At 68.2% G+C, this 17057-nt stretch carries 8 protein-coding genes; 3 read left to right on the plus strand and 5 right to left on the minus strand.

Features of this window, described 5'->3' with window-relative positions; genetic code table 11:
• Positions 1–7: 7 nt before the first annotated feature.
• Positions 8–9142 (minus strand): type I polyketide synthase, encoded by a 9135-nt coding sequence (locus DB30_RS11325; protein ID WP_146658515.1) that lies wholly within the window; start codon positions 9140–9142, stop codon positions 8–10.
• Positions 9114–9848 (minus strand): DUF2071 domain-containing protein, encoded by a 735-nt coding sequence (locus tag DB30_RS11330; RefSeq protein ID WP_205632962.1) that lies wholly within the window; start codon positions 9846–9848, stop codon positions 9114–9116. The genes DB30_RS11325 and DB30_RS11330 overlap by 29 nt, the downstream gene beginning before the upstream one ends.
• Before the next feature lie 77 nt (positions 9849–9925).
• On the opposite strand from DB30_RS11330, the gene DB30_RS11335 reads away from it, so the two are divergent.
• A complete protein-coding gene (locus DB30_RS11335; protein ID WP_052548418.1) occupies positions 9926–11110 on the plus strand; it encodes an acyl-CoA dehydrogenase family protein in 1185 nt (394 codons plus the stop codon).
• Between the two features lie 8 nt (positions 11111–11118).
• Positions 11119–12246 (plus strand): acyl-CoA dehydrogenase family protein, encoded by a 1128-nt coding sequence (locus tag DB30_RS11340; protein ID WP_052548419.1) that lies wholly within the window; start codon positions 11119–11121, stop codon positions 12244–12246.
• 6 nt (positions 12247–12252) lie between these two features.
• Here DB30_RS11340 and DB30_RS11345 read toward each other — a convergent pair whose 3' ends face one another.
• The 3 genes from DB30_RS11345 to trpS form a co-directional block, all read right to left on the minus strand.
• On the minus strand, positions 12253–13113 hold the full coding sequence (locus DB30_RS11345; protein ID WP_165703710.1) for a pirin family protein: 861 nt from the start codon (positions 13111–13113) through the stop codon (positions 12253–12255).
• 418 nt (positions 13114–13531) lie between these two features.
• Positions 13532–14323 (minus strand): GNAT family N-acetyltransferase, encoded by a 792-nt coding sequence (locus DB30_RS11350; RefSeq protein WP_146658517.1) that lies wholly within the window; start codon positions 14321–14323, stop codon positions 13532–13534.
• Positions 14320–15363 carry a tryptophan--tRNA ligase gene (trpS, locus tag DB30_RS11355; protein ID WP_052548423.1) on the minus strand — a complete coding sequence of 348 codons (1044 nt, stop codon included), beginning with the start codon at positions 15361–15363 and terminating at the stop codon, positions 14320–14322. The genes DB30_RS11350 and trpS overlap by 4 nt, the downstream gene beginning before the upstream one ends.
• 99 nt (positions 15364–15462) lie before the next feature.
• Between trpS and DB30_RS11360 the strand changes: the two genes are divergently transcribed.
• Positions 15463–17049 (plus strand): hypothetical protein, encoded by a 1587-nt coding sequence (locus DB30_RS11360; RefSeq protein WP_052548424.1) that lies wholly within the window; start codon positions 15463–15465, stop codon positions 17047–17049.
• Positions 17050–17057 lie beyond the last annotated feature (8 nt).

Here is a 17057-nt window from a genome sequence, read left to right on the forward strand (position 1 = left end):
GCTGGCGTCAGGTTGGCTGCAGCGCCGCACACAGCGAGGCAACGCTCGGCACGAGGTCGCGCGGGCGCCGACCAAATTCGGACTCGAGCTCCGCGAGCAGCTCGACGATCATGAGTGAGTCGAAGCCGAGCTCGGCCAACGGTTGGTCACGCGAGAGCGGGTGGTCCGCGGGGAAATTGCCGACGCGCCGGACTGCATCGCGGATCCTTGCTTCGAGCTGAGCCGCCGTCACGATCTCGTGCGAGGGGACGGACGCCGGACCTTCGGGGCCACGCGTCACCTGAGCGAGCGCCTTGAAGCACAAGCCTCGGACTTGAAGTAGCTCCTGACCAGCGGCGTCCACGAGCGTGAGGTCGGCGCGATGCGAGCTCGCATCGGCGCTCTCGCGCAATCGCGTGATCGCCCATGTGGACGTGCCTGGTCGCGGGAGTGTACGGATCACGAGCGCCTTGAACCCGAGCCCGAGATAGTGGGCGTTGTTTGGAAGCAAAGGAAGCATCACGTGAGTGCAGGCGTCCAAGAACGCCGGGTGCAGCACATGCGCGCTGGCGTTGGTGCCCAGCTCGATCGGTAGCGAGAGCTCGGCGATCGCCTGGCCCTCCCCAAGCCAAAGCCGCTCGATCCGACGAAAGGCCGGACCGAAATCGAATCCACGGATCGCCAGCTCGGCGTACACGCGCTCAGGTTGCCACGACTCATTGCACGCTTGGCGCAGCGCCTCGAGATCGAGAGTCGTCGCCGGTGTGCGCTGGTTCTCGGGACCCCGTATTTCGCCCTTCGCAAGCAGCGTGCCCGCGCCGTGGCGATCGAGCTCGAGGGTCTGAAACGCGCAACGCGTGGTTGAGTCTTCGCCCACGAGTTCGCTGAGCACGAAGCGCAGGAGTCGGGGACCTCGCTCGGGCACGAGCAGCGCCTGCGGCAATTCGACATCACCCACCCAGGAAGCGGATCCGCCCAGCACTCGTGACGCGGCCGCGAGCGCGAGCTCGATGTGGATCGCGCCGGTCGCCACGGGCAGACCACGGAAGCGATGCCCATGCAGGTAGGGTTGTCGCGCCGCGTCGATCTCGACCGACCAGACCCAGGTTCGCGGCGCGAGTCCGAGATCGCTGCGCTCGCGCAAGAGCGGATGGTTCGCGTCCGTCGTCCGTGCCTGAAGCGAGCCCGAGTCCGGCTGCTCGAGCCAATGATCGAGGTGTTGCCACGGGTACCGCGGAAGATCGACGACGTGTCCCCTCTGTCCGTAGAGCGGGCCAAAGTCGATCTGCTCGCCACCACGGTAGCGCGCGGCGAGCTGCTCGAGCGCCGCCCATGCCTCGTCTTGGCTCCGCGGGACTTGCGAGCCCGGGTCACCAGCCAGCGCCGCATACATGCCAGCGGCGTCGTTGGCGATGCAGGCCAGCCGATGTTGGTGGTGGTCGCGACGGCACGCCGCGGTGAAGCAGACGTCGGCCAGGCGCGCGTGCTGATCGCTGGCCAAGCGCGCCTTGTAGGCGGCGGCGAGCTGCTCGAGCGCAAGCGCGGATCGGGCCGAGAGCACCAGGAGGTACGGCCCCGGCGCCGCAACTTCCGCGTCAGCGATGGCCCGCCCCTGCTCGAGCACCAGGTGCGCGTTGGTCCCGTTGGCACCAAACGAGCTGACCCCCGCGAGCCGACCTTCGGTCCGGGCCCAGCGGTGGGGCGTGGCGACCACGCGCAAGGGTGTGCGCCAGTCGATGTTCGGACTGGGCTGATCGAAGTGCAGCTGCTTGGGGATCGAGTCGTGCTGCATGGCGCTGATCACCTTGAGCACACCAGCCACACCCGCGCTGGCTTCGAGGTGACCCATGTTGGTCTTGAGCGACCCGACCGGCAGCTCGGTGTCTCGCTCGCCGAACACCGTATGCAACGCCTGCAGCTCGATCGCGTCGCCAAGCCGGGTACCCGTTCCATGAGCCTCGACGTAGTCGAGCTGGTCCGGCTCGATGCCAGCGCGATCCAGCGCCGCCCGGATCACCTGAGCCTGGGCATCACGACTTGGCGCGCTCAGACCATTGCTGCGTCCATTGTGCCCCACAGCCGAGCCACGGATCAGCCCGAGCACACGATCACCGTCGCGCTCGGCCGCAGACAAGGGCTTGAGCACGACCATCGCGCAGCCCTCGGCGCGGACGTAGCCGTCGGCCGCAGCGCTGAACGCCCGCACCCGGCCGGAGCGGCTGAGCACGTCGAGTTTACACAGCGAGGCGAACACCTCTGGCTTGAGCAGCACGTTGACGCCACCGGCCAAGGCCAGCTCACACTCCGCGCTGCGCAAGCTCGCGCAAGCGTTGTGGATCGCAACCAGCGATGACGAGCACGCCGTATCGATCGCTACCGCCGGTCCGCGCAGGCCCAGCGCATAGGCGACGCGACCAGCGGCGACGCTGTAGGCGATGCCCATGCGGCTGAACGCGTCAACCCGCTCGGGCACCCCCGCGTCGATGTGCCGGCGGCTGTAGTCGTTCGAGCAGATCCCAAGGAACACCCCAGCCAAGCTCCCGTCGAGCTCGCTGGGTCGGATCCCCGCGTGCTCCAGCGCTTCCCAGCTGACCTCGAGGGTCAGCCGATGCTGCGGATCCATGGCCACCGCCTCGCGCGGAGAGATGCCGAAGAACGCCGCATCAAAGCCGCGGACGTCGTCGAGCAGGCCGGCTTCTCGGGTGTACATCGAGCCGGGGCGGGCGAGCTCGGGATCGTACCAACGCTCGAGATCAAAGCGCGAGGTCGGGATCTGCGTGATCGCGTCCCTCCCCTCGTCGAGCAGTTGCCACAAGCTGTCGAGGTCGACCACGCCACCGGGGAGCCGGCATCCCGCTCCGATGACCGCGATCGTTTCGTCGCTCCGGGAGCTGCTCACGCGCGGACGCTGAGGGACGCTGGCGAGCGCGGGGCGAGGAGCAATGGGCGAGGTGGCGGTCTCGCTCTCGAGACGACCGCGAAGGAAGTCGAACAATCGCTCGAGATCCGGGCAGTCGTAGACCAACGTGCTCGACAGCTCGAGCTCGAGCTCACGGCCAAGTTGGTCGGCCAGGCTCATCGCCATGAACGAGTCCATGCCGAGCGCGGCGAAGCTGGTGTGCGGACCCAGCTCGTCGTCTGAACCAAGCGCGAGCTGCAACACCACGTGATCCCGCAGGGCGTCGCGCAGGCGTTGATGCTTTTCGCCGTTCGGCCAGGCGCGCCAAGCTTCGCGCAGGTTCGCGTGGCGAATCGTGGGCACGATCTCGTCACCTGGCGCGTGGTCGGGCTGGGTCGGAACCAAGCCGCTCGCGGCAGCCGGCCGCGGCGCTTCCAGCCAATATCGACGTCGCTGCCACGGATAGTGAGGCAGCGCGACGCGACGCCCACGAGGGATCACTGCGTCGAAGTCGAAGCTGGCGCCGCAGACATGCAGCGCCGCGAGGCTCGTCGCCAGCACGCCTTGCGCCGGCTGGTCGCGCCGCATCGACGGCAAGATCGTGACCTGCTCGGTCCCCGCGCGCTGCAGGCACTCGTTCATCGCCCAGCGCAGATCTGGGTTTGGGCCGATCTCGAGCATGACCGCTGGCCCCTCGCCCATCAGCGACTGCATGGCGTCGGCAAATCGAACTTCGTCCCGCATGTTGCGGGCCCAGTAGTGAATGTCCAGGCGGGATCCCTCGGCCCAATCAGCGTCGAGGGTCGAGTACATTGCGAGCCGCCCGGGCGCCGGTCGCAGGTCGGGCATGCGACCCACGAGCTCGTCATAGAGCCCGTTCATCTGCGGGCTGTGGTAGGCGGCCTCGACCTCGAGCTTGCGGCAGAACACCCCGCGTTCCTCGAGCGCGGACATGAGCCCCTCGATCGCCTCGTGCACCCCCGCGACGACAGTGGTCTTGGGTCCGTTGGTCGTCGCCACACAGCAGCGCGCGGGTGCCGTGTCACCCAGCAAGTCACGAACTTCGTCGCCGCTCAGACCCACGACCGCCATGGTCCCCCCACCAGCAGCGGTGGCCAGTAGCTCACCGCGATGTACGAGCACCTCTGCCGCCTGCTCGAGGGTCAAGATCCCGGCGGTGTGGGCGGCCGCGAACTCGCCCATGCTGTGGCCCACGACGACCTCTGGCTCGACCCCCCAAGACCGCCACAGGGCCACGAGCGCGACCTCGATCGAGAAGATCGTTGGTTGTGCGATCTCGATACTGTCGAACCGTTTTCGCCCCCCAGCTGCCCGCAATTCGTCGCTGAGCGAGGCGATACCGTGGGCGCGAAAGACCTGTTCGCACTGCTCGAATGCGCGACGGAACTCGCCCTCGCGCCCGAGGAGGTCGAGGCCCATCCCTGGCCACTGCGAGCCGACACCGGTGAACACAAAGACGATCTTGGGCGCGATGTCTGCTCGGCCGCGCAAGACCTCGGGTCGCGAGCGCTGCTCGGCGAGGTCGCGCAGCGCCTCGCGCAGATGCTCGCGCGAGCGCGTGACCACGACGGCGCGCTCGCCAAGATGATCGCGACCGCGCGCGCTCGAGTGGACGAGATCGTCGAGCGTGACGCCTGGGTCGCGCAGCGCTGCCGCGTCCGCGCAGCGCCCTGCCAGGGCACGCAGCGCTGACTCCGTGCGGCCCGAGAGCATGAACAGGTGCGCGCCACCTGCACCCGCGGGCGGCACAGCAGTGTATGTTGGCGCCTGCTCGAGGATCAGCGTCGCCGTGGTTCCGCCAAGACCGATCGAGCTGACGCTGGCAAGTCGCGTACCGGCGACTGGCCGCCACGTGGTTGGCTCGCGCGGCACGACAAACGGAAGCCGCTGCCACGGGACATGTGGGCTGGGCTCGCCAAAATTGGGCTGCGGCGGAAGCATGGCGTGCTCGAGCGCGCACACCAGCTTGACCACACCCGCGAGCCCTCCCGACGCGCCGAGATGACCGATGTTGGCCTTGACCGAGCCGAGGTGGATCGGTGGATCGTCGGTGCCGCGGGTCTCGGCCAACACCTGACCTAGGGCCTCGACCTCGATCGCATCGGCGACCGCGCCGCCGGTCCCATGGCCCTCGATGTAGGAGAGCGCCCCGGCTTCGACCCCCGCGTCGCGGAGGGCTCGGCGCAGCGCCCGGACCTGTGCGCGGCCACTGGGGACCGTCAAGCCGCCAGCCCGGCCGTCATGCACGACCGCCGAGCCGCGGATCACTGCCCGAATTGTGTCGCCGTCGCGCCGCGCATCGGACAGCCGCTTGAGCGCCACGACCACGCAGCCCTCCCCCTTCGCAAACCCGTCGGCCGCCGCGTCGAAGCTGCGGCTGCGATTGCTCGGGGACAACATCTTCACGCGACACCAGTACATCGCGTAGACCGGGCTGAGCAGCAGGTCGACCGCGCCTGCGAGCGCGAGCTCGCACTCGCGATCGCGCAAGCTCTTGCAGGCCAGATGCAAGGCCGTGAGCGCCGAAGAGCAAGCCGTGTCGACGCTCATGACCGGGCCCTCGAGGCCAAGCGCGAACGCCAGGCGACCTGAGGCCACGCTCGGCGAGTTCCCGGTGAGGCTGTACGCGTCGAGCTGCTCGGCGCTGCCAGAGTCGATGTGACGCTGACCGTACTCGTGAGTCGACACGCCGACGAACACCCCGGTCTCGGATCCACGCAGGCAGGTCGGTGGGACCCCGGCGTCCTCGAGCGCCTCCCACCCGACCTCGAGCAACAAGCGTTGCTGCGGATCGAGGCTGCGGGCCTCACGAGACGAGATGTCGAAGAATCCAGCGTCGAATTCGCGGGGATCTTGGCGCAAGAACCCGCCCTCGCGCATGTACATCTTGCCCTCGGCGCGCGGATCTTCGTCGTACCAGTCCGCGAGGGACCACCGCGCTGGCGGGACCTCGACCATCGCGTCACGACCGGCCATGAGCAGCTGCCAGAACTCGTCGATATCGTCGGCCCCAGGCAGCCGACAGCTGACCCCGACGATCGCAATGGCGTCGTCGCTGGCAACCGACACGGGGTCGAGCGCGGAGATCGGTGTGTTGACCTCGACCGCAACCGGCGTCGTTGCACGCAGCGCCTCGACCATCGCCGCGACCGTCGGGTGATCGACCGCGAACGAGACCGGCAGCTCGATCCCCAAGTCTCGCCCGAGGCGGGCGCGCAGCTCCATGCGCAACAGCGAATCGAGCCCGTAGTCACGCAGCGGCCGCGAGTCCGAGAGCTCACTCGCGCCAAGCCCAAGCAGCTCGCCGATCAGAGACCGGATCCGGGCGCTCAGCTCTGGCTGTCCAGCGCGTGATCGCGGGCCGCCACGCGTGGGTTCGATCGCTGGTTTGGCTTGCTCGGGGCCCGCTGCGCCGCGTGACCGATCCCCGCCCTCTCGCCAGTAGGGCGCGCGCGTCCACGGATAGCTTGGCAGTCGGACGGCGCGGCCGCTCGGCTCGATCGCCGAGAACGTGGGCTCGTATCCGGCGCGGTACAGCTGCCCGAGCCCCTCGAGCATCACCGTGGACTCCGACGATCCGTCACCGCGGAGCGACGCGACGACAACGCAGCGCCGGTCCACCGCGCGCGCGCACGCGCGAATCGATGAAGACAACAGCGGCCGCGCCGACAGCTCGACAAATATTTGGTGGCCCGCGCTCGAGAGCCCGGAGATGGCCGCAGCAAAGCGTACCTGATCACGCAGGTTGCGGACCCAATACTCGGCGTCGAGGGTCTCGCCCGCGATCGCTTCGCCGGTGACTGTCGAGACCAGCGGCGTATGGGTTGGCTGAGGACGGATGCCGGCGAGCGCCGCACGAAGGCGATCACGCAGGGGATCCATCATCGAGCTGTGCCCCGCGAACGGCATCTCGATCCTACGACAGAACACCCCTTGGCTAGCCAAGGCGTGGACGAGTTCGTCGACGCTGGCGCTGCGGCCGGAGATCAACGTTGTCCGGGGATCATTGTGACCCGCGATCGACAGCTCGGGCCGCGCCTCGAGCTCGCCCCCGAGTTGATCAGGCGGCAACCCAATCAGCGCCGTCGCCCCCGCACCCATGACCTCGTCGATCAGTTGACCGCGCGCGACGACAACCTTCGCCGCGTCCTCGAGGCTCAACGCACCAGCGACGTGGGCCGCCGCGATCTCACCAAAGCTATGCCCAACCGCCACGCCCGCCTCGATGCCCCAGCTGCGCCACAACTCGGCGAGCGCGACCTGCAGACAGAACACAGCCGGCTGCGCGAGTGAGGGCGGCATCGGGGCACCCGAGGCTTCAGTCAGGCGGTCAACGAGCGAAGCTCCGAGCAGCGGACGCAGGACCTCGTCGCAGCGACGCCACGCCACCCCGAACGTGGGCTGCTTGGACAAGAGCTCACGTCCCATGCCCGCCCAGTCCCCGCCGCTGCCGGCGAACACGAACACGGGGCCGGTCTCGCGCGCCGCGGCAGAGCTTCGCTGGTTGAGCTCGCCAAGCTCGACCTCGAGCTGAGCGCGGAGCTGGTCGGGCGTGCTTGCGACGTGCGCGAGCCGATACTCGTGGTGGGTTCGCAGCGAGCCAGCGGTGTGACAGAGATCAGTGAGCGCGGGCGCCTGTCCTTCGACCGTGAGGTGCTCGAGCACGGCTCGAGCGCGGGCTTCCAGCGCTCGAGGGTCGCGGGCCGAGAGCACGAACATATGCGGCCGTTCTGGCTCATCGCCCGCCCCACAGGCAGGTGCGGGACCTTCAGGGGCCGCCCCAAGGATCACGTGGACATTGGTCCCGCCCCAGCCAAAAGCGCTGACGCCCGCGTAGCGTGGATGCCCCTGCGGCCACGGCTCGAGCCCACGCTGGATCTCGAGCTCGCCCACGATCGCCGACGAGGGCTGCTCGCAGTGCAGGGTTGGCGGCAACACTCCACGCTCGAGGCTCAGCGCTGCCTTGACGAGTCCGGCGATGCCGCTGGCCGCCTCGAGATGTCCGATGCTCGGCTTGAGCGAGCCGACGCGCAGCGGTCGTTGTTCGCGACCTGGATCGCCAAACACAGCGGCCAACGCCGCGAGCTCCGTGGCGTCGCCGAGCGCCGTTCCGGTCCCGTGAGCCTCGATGTAGGTGATGTCGTTGGGGCCGAGCCCCGCCCCGATCTGGGCTGCGCGCAATACCTTGAACTGGGCAGCAAGCGAGGGCCGCGTGAGGCTCTCGCTCCGTCCGTCCTGATTCGCGGCGGTCGAGTGAAGCACACAATAAGTTGGCAGCCGACGATCGACCGCCTCACGCAGCGGGACCAACAGGATCAGGGCAGCGCCCTCCCCCCGAACGTAGCCGTCCGCGCGTACATCGAACGCCCGACTGCGACCGTGGGGCGACTGGGTCCCAGCGGCCTGCATGATCGTGGTTGAGCGCGACGAGACGATCAAGCTGACGCCGCCAGCGATCGCTACGTCGCTCTCCCCCCGCCAAACGCTCTGACAAGCCAGGTGGACCGCCATCAGCGACGAGGAGCTCGCCGTCTGAACGGTCAGCGCCGGTCCCCGCAGATCCCAATGATGCGCCAGTCGAGCCGACAAGATGCTGGGATCGCTCCCGAGCCCGGTGTGCGGTCCAATCTCGGATCTCGCCACCAGCTCGGCGTACTCGCTCCACATCGCGCCCACGAACACACCCGTGCGTGTCCCTGCCATCGCCTGCGGACGAATGCCGGCATCCTCGAACAACTCCCAGCCAAGCTCGAGCAGCAGTCGCTGTTGGGGGTCGAGTTCGCGTGCCTCGGCCGGCGAGATGTTGAAGCTCTGCGGATCGAAGCCCGCGATGTCCCGCAGATATCCCGCCGGCTCGATTGCGCCACCACCCAAGCTCGGCCGCCGTTGCGGGCCAGGCATGGCGACCGCGTCATGACCCATTCGCAGTCGTTCCCAAAATTGGCGTGGATCATTGGCGTCACCTGGGAATCGGCAAGCAATACCAATGAGGGCAAGGGGCTCGAACGGTGTCTGCATGGTCGGTAGCGTGAGCGTGTCCAACCGCGAGGCCATTGGCGACCCGCGGGGTCCGCGAGATGGTACCCGAGAGCTTCCATGCTGCCCACGCAGTTCCCCGCAGCGGCACGAACGCTCGCCCGGCCCAGTGTGAAACTCGAGCCGAAACGGCTCACTTCCCAGCCCAGACCTCGAATCCCCGCTCGCGGGGCGGTTCTCAACCAGCCTCGAAGTCCTCCAGCGCATGCCAGCTGTGATCAACGTCCCGCATCAGCAACGCATGATCAAACTCGACCACCCCGTCCCCAAACACCGCCTCATCCGCAAAGAAGCTCGAGTACACATGCTCGACCGCGAGCGGCTCGCACACCCAGTTTGGACAGCGCAGCTCGATCCCATCGAAGCGCCCCGGGTCCGAGGTCGCCGAGTACCCGGCCGCGCCTCGCTCGAAGAACCCCGACGCCTCGGCGAGCGATCCAAACACCGACCCCGCGGGAAAGCTCGCGGTCGAGCGCGCGTCGACTTCGACGACGGTCTGCTGATCCTTGCTGCGCATGTGCACCGACCAGCGCCCGGCGGCGGGGTCCTCGCCAACCTCGAACACGGCCGGGTGATGTTCGCCGGGAAAGATGCGCCCGCCTGCCAGCGCGTTGAGGCAGAGGTTGGTGTCGCGCCGCGGAATGTAGACGCCCTCGCGCCGCTGGCCGTGCTCGTCCCACTCGACCGCTATCCGGTGGGCGGCGTTCTCGGACCGCAGCCCGATGTCCAGGAAGAAGCACTGTGGCCGGACCCGGACCAGGCGGATCAGACAGATCCCAGCCATGGCGTAGCCCTTGACCACGACCGGACGCATTCCAGGGGGCAGCAGCTTGGTCAGAGCCGCGGGCTGGACCCGGTAGTTGACGAGAATTCGCCGCTCAATCACGCCAACGAGCACAGGTAGCAAGGACACGCGGATACGAGTATGTCGCGGCCCACCCGGCGCGGCAACGATCTCTGGCAAGGCCTGCTAAGCTCCCGCCCGCACCGATGGACCTCAACTTCACCCCCGAAGAACAAGCCTTCCGCGCCCGCGTCCGCGCGTGGATCTCCGAGGCGCTCCCCGAAGACCTGGCCGTCAAGGCCCGCGCGTCCGCCCAGTTCACCCACGACGAGCTGATGCGCTGGCACAAGGTCCTGGCGGCCAAGGGCTGGGCCGCGCCCGCCTGGCCCAAGTCGTTCGGCGGGCCGGGCTTCTCCGCCGCCGAGCGCTTCATCTTCAACGAAGAGCTCGAGCTCGCCGGCACGCCGCCGCTGAGTCCGTTTGGCCTGGTCATGGTCGGGCCGCTGATCCAGCGGTTCGGCACAAACGCCCAGCGCGAGCGCTTCTTGCCCAAGATCCTCAGCGGCGAAGAGGTGTGGTGTCAGGGCTACTCCGAGCCCAACGCCGGCAGCGATCTGGCCAGCTTGCGGATGAGCGCCGAAGACCGCGGCGATTACTTCGTCGTCAACGGGCAGAAGACTTGGACCACCTACGCCCAGTACGCGGACTGGATCTTCTGCCTGGTCCGCACCAACGCCGCGGGCAAGAAGCAGTCGGGCATCTCGTTCTTGCTGATCGACATGCGCTCGAAGGGCCTCGAGGCCCGGCCCATGCTCACGATCAGCCACAGCCCGGCCTTCTGCGACACCTTCTTTGACAACGTCGAGGTCCCGAAGGCCAACCTGCTCGGGCCGCTCGATGGCGGCTGGACGCTGGCCAAGGCGCTGCTCGGCCACGAGCGCACGCTGGTCGGGTCACCCGGCTTGGTCCGTCGCTGGCTCCGGCTCGCCCGCGAGATCGCGACCGAGCAGATCGGTGACGACGGTCGCCCGCTGCTCGAAGACCCGGCCTGGGCCCGGCGCTTCGCCGCGCTCGAGATGCGCCTGCGCGCCCACCAAATGACGATCTACCGGGCGCTGTCCGAGCAACAAAAAGGTCGCCACCCTGGCCCGGAAACCTCGATCTTGAAGATCGTCGGCACGGATCTGATCCAGCGAGCCGGCGAGCTGTGCATGGAGGTCATGGGCCACGACGCGCTCGCGTGGCTGCCAGACCCAGGCGTGGTCCCGGACAACGAAGCTTGGGTCGGACCCAGCTTTTGCTACGACCGCGCCGCCACGATCTACGCCGGGTCCAACGAGATCCAGCGCAACATCATCGCCAAGCACATCCTGCAACTCCCCAGCGCCTGAGAACTCCCGTGGACTTCGACCTCAACGAAGATCAACAGCTGTTGGCCAAGACCGTGGCCGACTTTTGCAAGACCCGCTCACCTGTCTCGCGCTTTCGTGAGCTGCGCGACGCCGAAGGCATCGGCTGGGATCCCGCCAGCTGGCAGCAAATGGGCGAGCTCGGCTGGCTGGGCGTGCCGTTCCCCGAGGCCGCCGGGGGGCTCGACGGCAGCTTCATCGAGGCCGCCGTAATCCTCGAGCAGCTTGGCAAGAACTTGGTCCCCGAGCCGTACTTGGCCAGCGTCGTGCTCGGCGGCTACGCGCTCGCGCTCGCCGGTGACGAGGACCAGCAGCAGCGCTGGCTCGCGCCGATGCTCGAGGGCGAGACCAGCCTGGCGCTGGCGTGGGCCGAGGCCGGGGCGCGCTTCGATCCAACCAGGGTCAGCTGTACAGCTACGCCTGCCGCGGGTGGGTTCTCGCTGACGGGGGCCAAGCGCTTCGTGCTCAACGGGCACGCGGCCGATCAACTGATCGTGTCGGCCACCACGCCCGAAGGTCTCGCGCTGTTCGTCGTCAACGCTGACGCGCCAGGCCTGACCCGCACCACGCTTGGCCTGATAGATGGTCACCGCGGCGCCCACCTGCGCTTCGAAAACGTCGCGCTCGAGCCCAACCAACTGCTGGGCGCCGCGCCAGCGGCCAACGTGCTCACGCGCGTGCTCGACTATGGCGCCGCGGGTGCGGTCGCCGAGGGACTGGGCGTGGCCACGGCGATGCTCGACATGACGACCGGGTACCTGGGCACCCGCGAGCAATTTGGGCTGAAGATCGGCAGCTTCCAGGCCCTGCAACACCGCGCCGTCGACATGTTCATCGAGGTCGCGCTGCTGCGATCGATGAGCCTCGAGGCCATGGTCCGCGCCGACGAAGACGGGCCCGAGCGCGCCGCGGCCGTCAGCGCGGCCAAGCACCAGCTGGGGATCGGCGGGCAATTTGTCAGCCGCCAGAGCGTGCAGCTCCACGGTGGGATCGGCGTGACCGACGAGCACGACATCGGGCTGTACTTCAAGCGCTTGCAGGCGCTCAGCACGATCTGCGGCGACGCGACCCACCACGCCCAGCGCTACGCGGCCTGCTTGCGCTCCCAGAGCTCGTAGCAGCGGCTACGAAAGCTGGCCCATCTCGCCAGCCTCGAAGCGCGCCCGCGCGGCCTGCAGCTCGGCCTCGTTCGACATCGCGAAGGGCCCACCCCAGACCACCGGCTGGCGCAGCGGCGTGGCGGCGCAGACCAACGCCCGCAAGGTCTGCCCGTGTCCACGCAGCAGCGCCCCTTCGCCCTGCTCCGACAACACCACGATCTCGTGCCCATCGATCGGCTGCTCGCCGACCTCGCCGGATCCGTCGATCGCAAACACGAAGGCCCGCCGCCCGGCAGCGAGCGGCAGCGACAGCGTCGCGCCGGGCTCGAGCGTGACATCGAACAGATCGACCGCGGTCGCCAGTCCGGCGAGCTCGGTCACGGGCGAGCGCGCTTGCTCGAACGCCCCCGCGACCACCCGAAGCTTGCTGCCGGCGGCGACGATCTCGGGGATCTCGTGGGCCTGCGCGCGAAGGATCGTTGGCGCCAATTGTTTGTCGGCCGCGGCCAGGTCCACGAAGATCTGAAACCCCCAGCAGTCCTGCCCCAGCGTGTCGGGCAGCTCCTCGTGCACCACCCCCGCGCCAGCCTGGGTCCAGTGCAGCGCGCCAGGGCCAATGAGGCTGCGGTCTCCAAGGCTGTCCCGGTTGCGCAGCGCCCCGTCGGACTCCGGCAACATGTACGTCACCGCCGAGAAGCCCGCGTGCGGGTGGGGGGCGAAGGTCGGCTGCGACATGTGGAACAGCTCGATGTTGAGGATCGGATCGAGATCCAATTCCGCCGAGCAGCGCGCGACCACGGTGCGAAACCCCGGACGACTCTGGACCTCGCGCAGCTGATGGTGGACGACGACGGACTTGTGGTTCGCGCTCTCGTTGTTCGACATGCTGTTCCTGCGCTCGGTCACGCCGCTCGTGCACGCCGTCGCTCCCGCGGGCTGGCCCCGGGCGCGCGCTTGAACCATCGGCTGAACGCGGCCTCGCTAGCGTACCCGACCTCGCTGGCCGCTTCGGTCAGACTCGCCCAGTGCGGAGACTGCGGGCGGCGACGTGCATGCGCCCGTCACCGAGGTCACTCGCGAAGGCTTCGCCAGCACGCCCAACAAAGCGGGTGTGGAACGCCGCACGGGACACCTCAGCGACTCAATCGAGCGGAGCGAGCGTCCGCGAGCTCGCGGGTTCGGCGTGAATCCGACCAAGCACGCAGCGCCGTCGCGGGCCGCCGGGCGCGCCTAACCAGCCGGTCGCCCGGCGGGGCAGGCGGGACAACCAAGACGTGTCACACGGGCGCGGCGTCGGGGTGGGTCAAAAAGGTAGCGACCTTCGCACGACGTGGGACCGCTGCACGACCTCGAACCCGCTGGCCAACAACGCCTCGAGCCACGCCGCGTCCGCGCTGCACGGATACACCACCACCGGCGTGGTGACGTCGATGCGCCGACGCAGGGCGAGCATCAACTCGGAGACGGAGCTGCCCGCGGCGCTCAGCTCCGCGCGATGCACCAGCCACGCCCGACCCTCGCGGGTCAGCCACGCCCGACCGTGCTCGACCTCGACCTGGGCGCGCTCGTTGGCGGGGGTTCGCTCCCACGCCTCGGGAAACCATGACCACAGCGGCGCCGGGCCCAAGCGCGCGCCCGCGGCTGCGGTCACTGGGGGCTCACCCTGCTCGCGCCCAAGCCCAAACCCGAGCAACGACAGCTGCGCGTCAACGCTGATGAAGCCCTGACCCAGGTACCAGTCGAGTCGCTCCGGCTCGGCCAAGAATTGGATCGACGCGAACCCGGCCGCCCGCGCCCGCTCGCTAGCAAAGTCGATCAACGCGCGCCCAAGCCCGCGCCCGCGTGCCGCCTCCACCACGCCCACGCCGGCCCCACGCGCGATCGACCCGAGCGAAGCCACCCGCCCAAGCAGCGCGTAGCCCTGGACCTCGTCGCCCTGCATGGCGACCGCCGACAACCCTGGCTCGACACCCGCGCGGGTCAGCTTGCGCCGAAACCAACCGGGCTGTCGTTGCCCGCGACCAAAGATCGACTCGGCGACCGCCTGCAGCTGGCTCAGTTCCCCAAGCTGCTCGCCGCCAACGATCTTCGTCACCGCAACCCGCACGCGCGCTTGCAGTCGTCGATCGTTGCCCGCGCCAGCGCCCGCGCTTGCTTGGCCGAGCGCTCGAGCACGGCCTCGACCTCTTCGGGGTGGGCCAGATAGTGCTCGCGCCGCGCTCGCGCTTGCGCGAAGTGGGCTTCGATCTTGCCAGCTAGAAATTGCTTGGCGTGACCCCAGCCAAAGTCCTGACCGTCGCGCTTGCCGGCCTGGTACCAGCCGCGGATCTGCGCGAGCTCGGCGTCGTCGCAAAACAGCTCGAGCAGCGCGTACACGTTCTCCTTGGTGGTCTCCCCCTCGTCGTTGGTACGCGTGAGCGGCAGCGGGCTGCCGAGCGGCGTCGAGTCGGTCACGACCTGCCCGACCGCCTTCTTGAGCTTCTTGCCCGACAAGAACAGCGGCAGCGTGTTGCCGTAGCTCTTTGACATCTTGCGCCCGTCGATACCCGGCACGTAGGGGGTCTTCGACAGCCGCCACTCTGGCCTGCGCAGCACGGGCGCCTCACTGGCGTAGGTCTCGTTGAAGTGCGTGGCCATGTCCTGGGTCATCTCGATGTGCTGGACCTGATCCTTGCCAACCGGCACCAGCGAGCTGCGATAGATCAAGATGTCCGAGGCCATCAACACCGGATAGAAGAACAGCCCCGCGACCGGCTTGATGCCCTGCGCGACCTTGTCCTTGTAGCTGTGTGCGCGCTCGAGCAGGCCCATGCCAGTGACCGTTGACAGCAGCCAGGTCAGCTCGGTGACCTCGGGGATGTCGCTCTGGCGAAACAGCAGGGCCTTGTCGGGATCCAGGCCGCACGCGAGGTAGGTCAGCGCGACGTCGAATACATTTTGGCGCAGAGCCGCAGGGTCACGCAGTGTCGTGAGCGCGTGGTAGTCGGCGATGAAGTAGTAGCTCTGGCCTGGAAACTCGTCTTGCAGCGCGATGTGCTGCTGCATGGCGCCAAAGTAGTTGCCAAGGTGCAGCGTGCCAGACGGCTGAATCCCGGACAGGACACGGGGGGGCAGTTCGTCGATGCTGGCGGCCATGGGTGCCAGGGTACTTGCTGGTCCGCGCAGGGCAAGAGGCTGCTACGCTTGGGCATGCGTTCGCGGGTTTGGTTGGCTCTCGCTGCTGGTCTTGCGTGCGTGCTGTCGTGCAGCGCTCCGCCGTCCAGTGAGGGCAGCGCTGGCACCAGCGGGGCGGACACTGGCAGCACGGGGGATGGCGACGGCGATCCCGGCGAGCCCGGCGATGGCGATCCCGGCGACGGCGATCCCGGCGACGGCGATCCCGGCGATCCCGGCGACGGGGACGGCGATGACCCGCCGCCCGAGGTCGTGACGATCGCCCACCAGTTCGACCCGATCGGCCTCGATCCCTTCGAAGAGCGCCTGCCCTGCATCTCGTGGACAATCGACAACGAGCAGGCGCTCTACGTGCAGGCGGTGACCTTGGCCAACACGGGCGGGTTTCACCACAGCAACGGCTTTGTCGTGCCCGACACGCTCTACGACGGGCCCGACGGCGTGTGGGATTGCAAGTCCCGTGGGTTCGACACGCTCGAGGCTTCGGTCAAGGGCACGGTGTTGTTCGCCCAGTCCACGCAGTCGTGGGTTGAAGATCAGCGCTTCAACCCCGGCGCGGTCGTCAAGATCCCGCCCAAGCACCGCGTCGTCGCGGAGCTGCACCTGCTCAACCTCTCGCCCTCAAACCTCGACGCCTCGCTGCGCCTGAGCCTGGACCTGCTCCACCCCAAAGACGTCGACGTGGTGTTGACGCCGTTCGCCTATCAATACACGGACTTGCAGATCCAGCCGCTGGCCGAGTCCCGGTTCGTCGCCGAATGTGACGAGTTCATGCAGCTCGCGAGCCCCGGCGCCGCGCCCTATGCCCTGCACTGGCTGCTGCCGCACTACCACTATTTGGGCAACTACTTCAGCGTCGAGGTCATTGGCGGCGCGCAGGATGGCGCGGTGCTCCACCAGGTCGAAGGCTTCAACGCCTCGCCGGCCGGCAAGCGGTTTGATCCGCCGCTCGACATCTCGGACGCCGACGGGATTCGCCTGACTTGCGGCTACGACAATTGGACCGACTCGCTGATCGGCTGGGGCGTTGGGGATCAAGAGATGTGCATTGCGTTTGGGTTCGCCGACACCCCGAACATCAGCCAGGCGACCGCCTCCAGCGGCAGCGCGGTCGGCTTGGTCGACGGGATCCCGCACTTCCAGGGCGACTGCTTCTCGCTGATCGTGCCCAAGCCCGAAGGCCACGGGCCGCCGAGCCCGGCCGAGCTCGAAGCGGAGCTGTACCTGCCGCCGATCGACCCTGCGGACCAAGGGCTGCCGCCGTTTCCCCCCTGCGAGGACACCCCCGACAACGCGGTCGCCAGCCTCTCGCCAACGCTGAGCAATGTGGCCGCCAACGTGTTCGTGCCCGCGTGTGGGTTTTCTTCTTGTCATGGTTCCGGCGGGAGCGCGGGCGGGCTCAACCTCGAGGGGGACCTGCACGCGACGTTGCTTGGGCACCCCGTGGTTGCGAACACGTCGTTGCCGTTGATCGATCCTGGCAACCCGGAAGGGAGCTGGCTGTACCGGAAGCTCTCGCGCTGCGAGCCGCTCGACGCGAATATGGCGGTTGTCAGCCACATGCCGCTCAATGCTCCGTTCTTGCTGAGCCCGGGGCTGGTCGCTACGGTCCGCGACTGGATCGCTGGTGGGGCGGCGGACAACTGAGCCGCCAA

It is taken from the genome of Enhygromyxa salina (assembly GCF_000737335.2).
GTDB classification, from domain to species: domain Bacteria; phylum Myxococcota_A; class Polyangia; order Nannocystales; family Nannocystaceae; genus Plesiocystis; species Plesiocystis salina_C.

Bases quoted from the DNA above. Each gene is read 5' to 3' on its own strand.
- DB30_RS11335 (WP_052548418.1), top strand. From the start codon at position 9,926: ATGGACCTCAACTTCACCCCCGAAGAACAAGCCTTCCGCGCCCGCGTC.
- DB30_RS11345 (WP_165703710.1), bottom strand. From the start codon at position 13,113: ATGTCGAACAACGAGAGCGCGAACCACAAGTCCGTCGTCGTCCACCAT.
- trpS (WP_052548423.1), bottom strand. From the start codon at position 15,363: ATGGCCGCCAGCATCGACGAACTGCCCCCCCGTGTCCTGTCCGGGATT.
- DB30_RS11325 (WP_146658515.1), bottom strand. From the start codon at position 9,142: ATGCGCTGGAGGACTTCGAGGCTGGTTGAGAACCGCCCCGCGAGCGGG.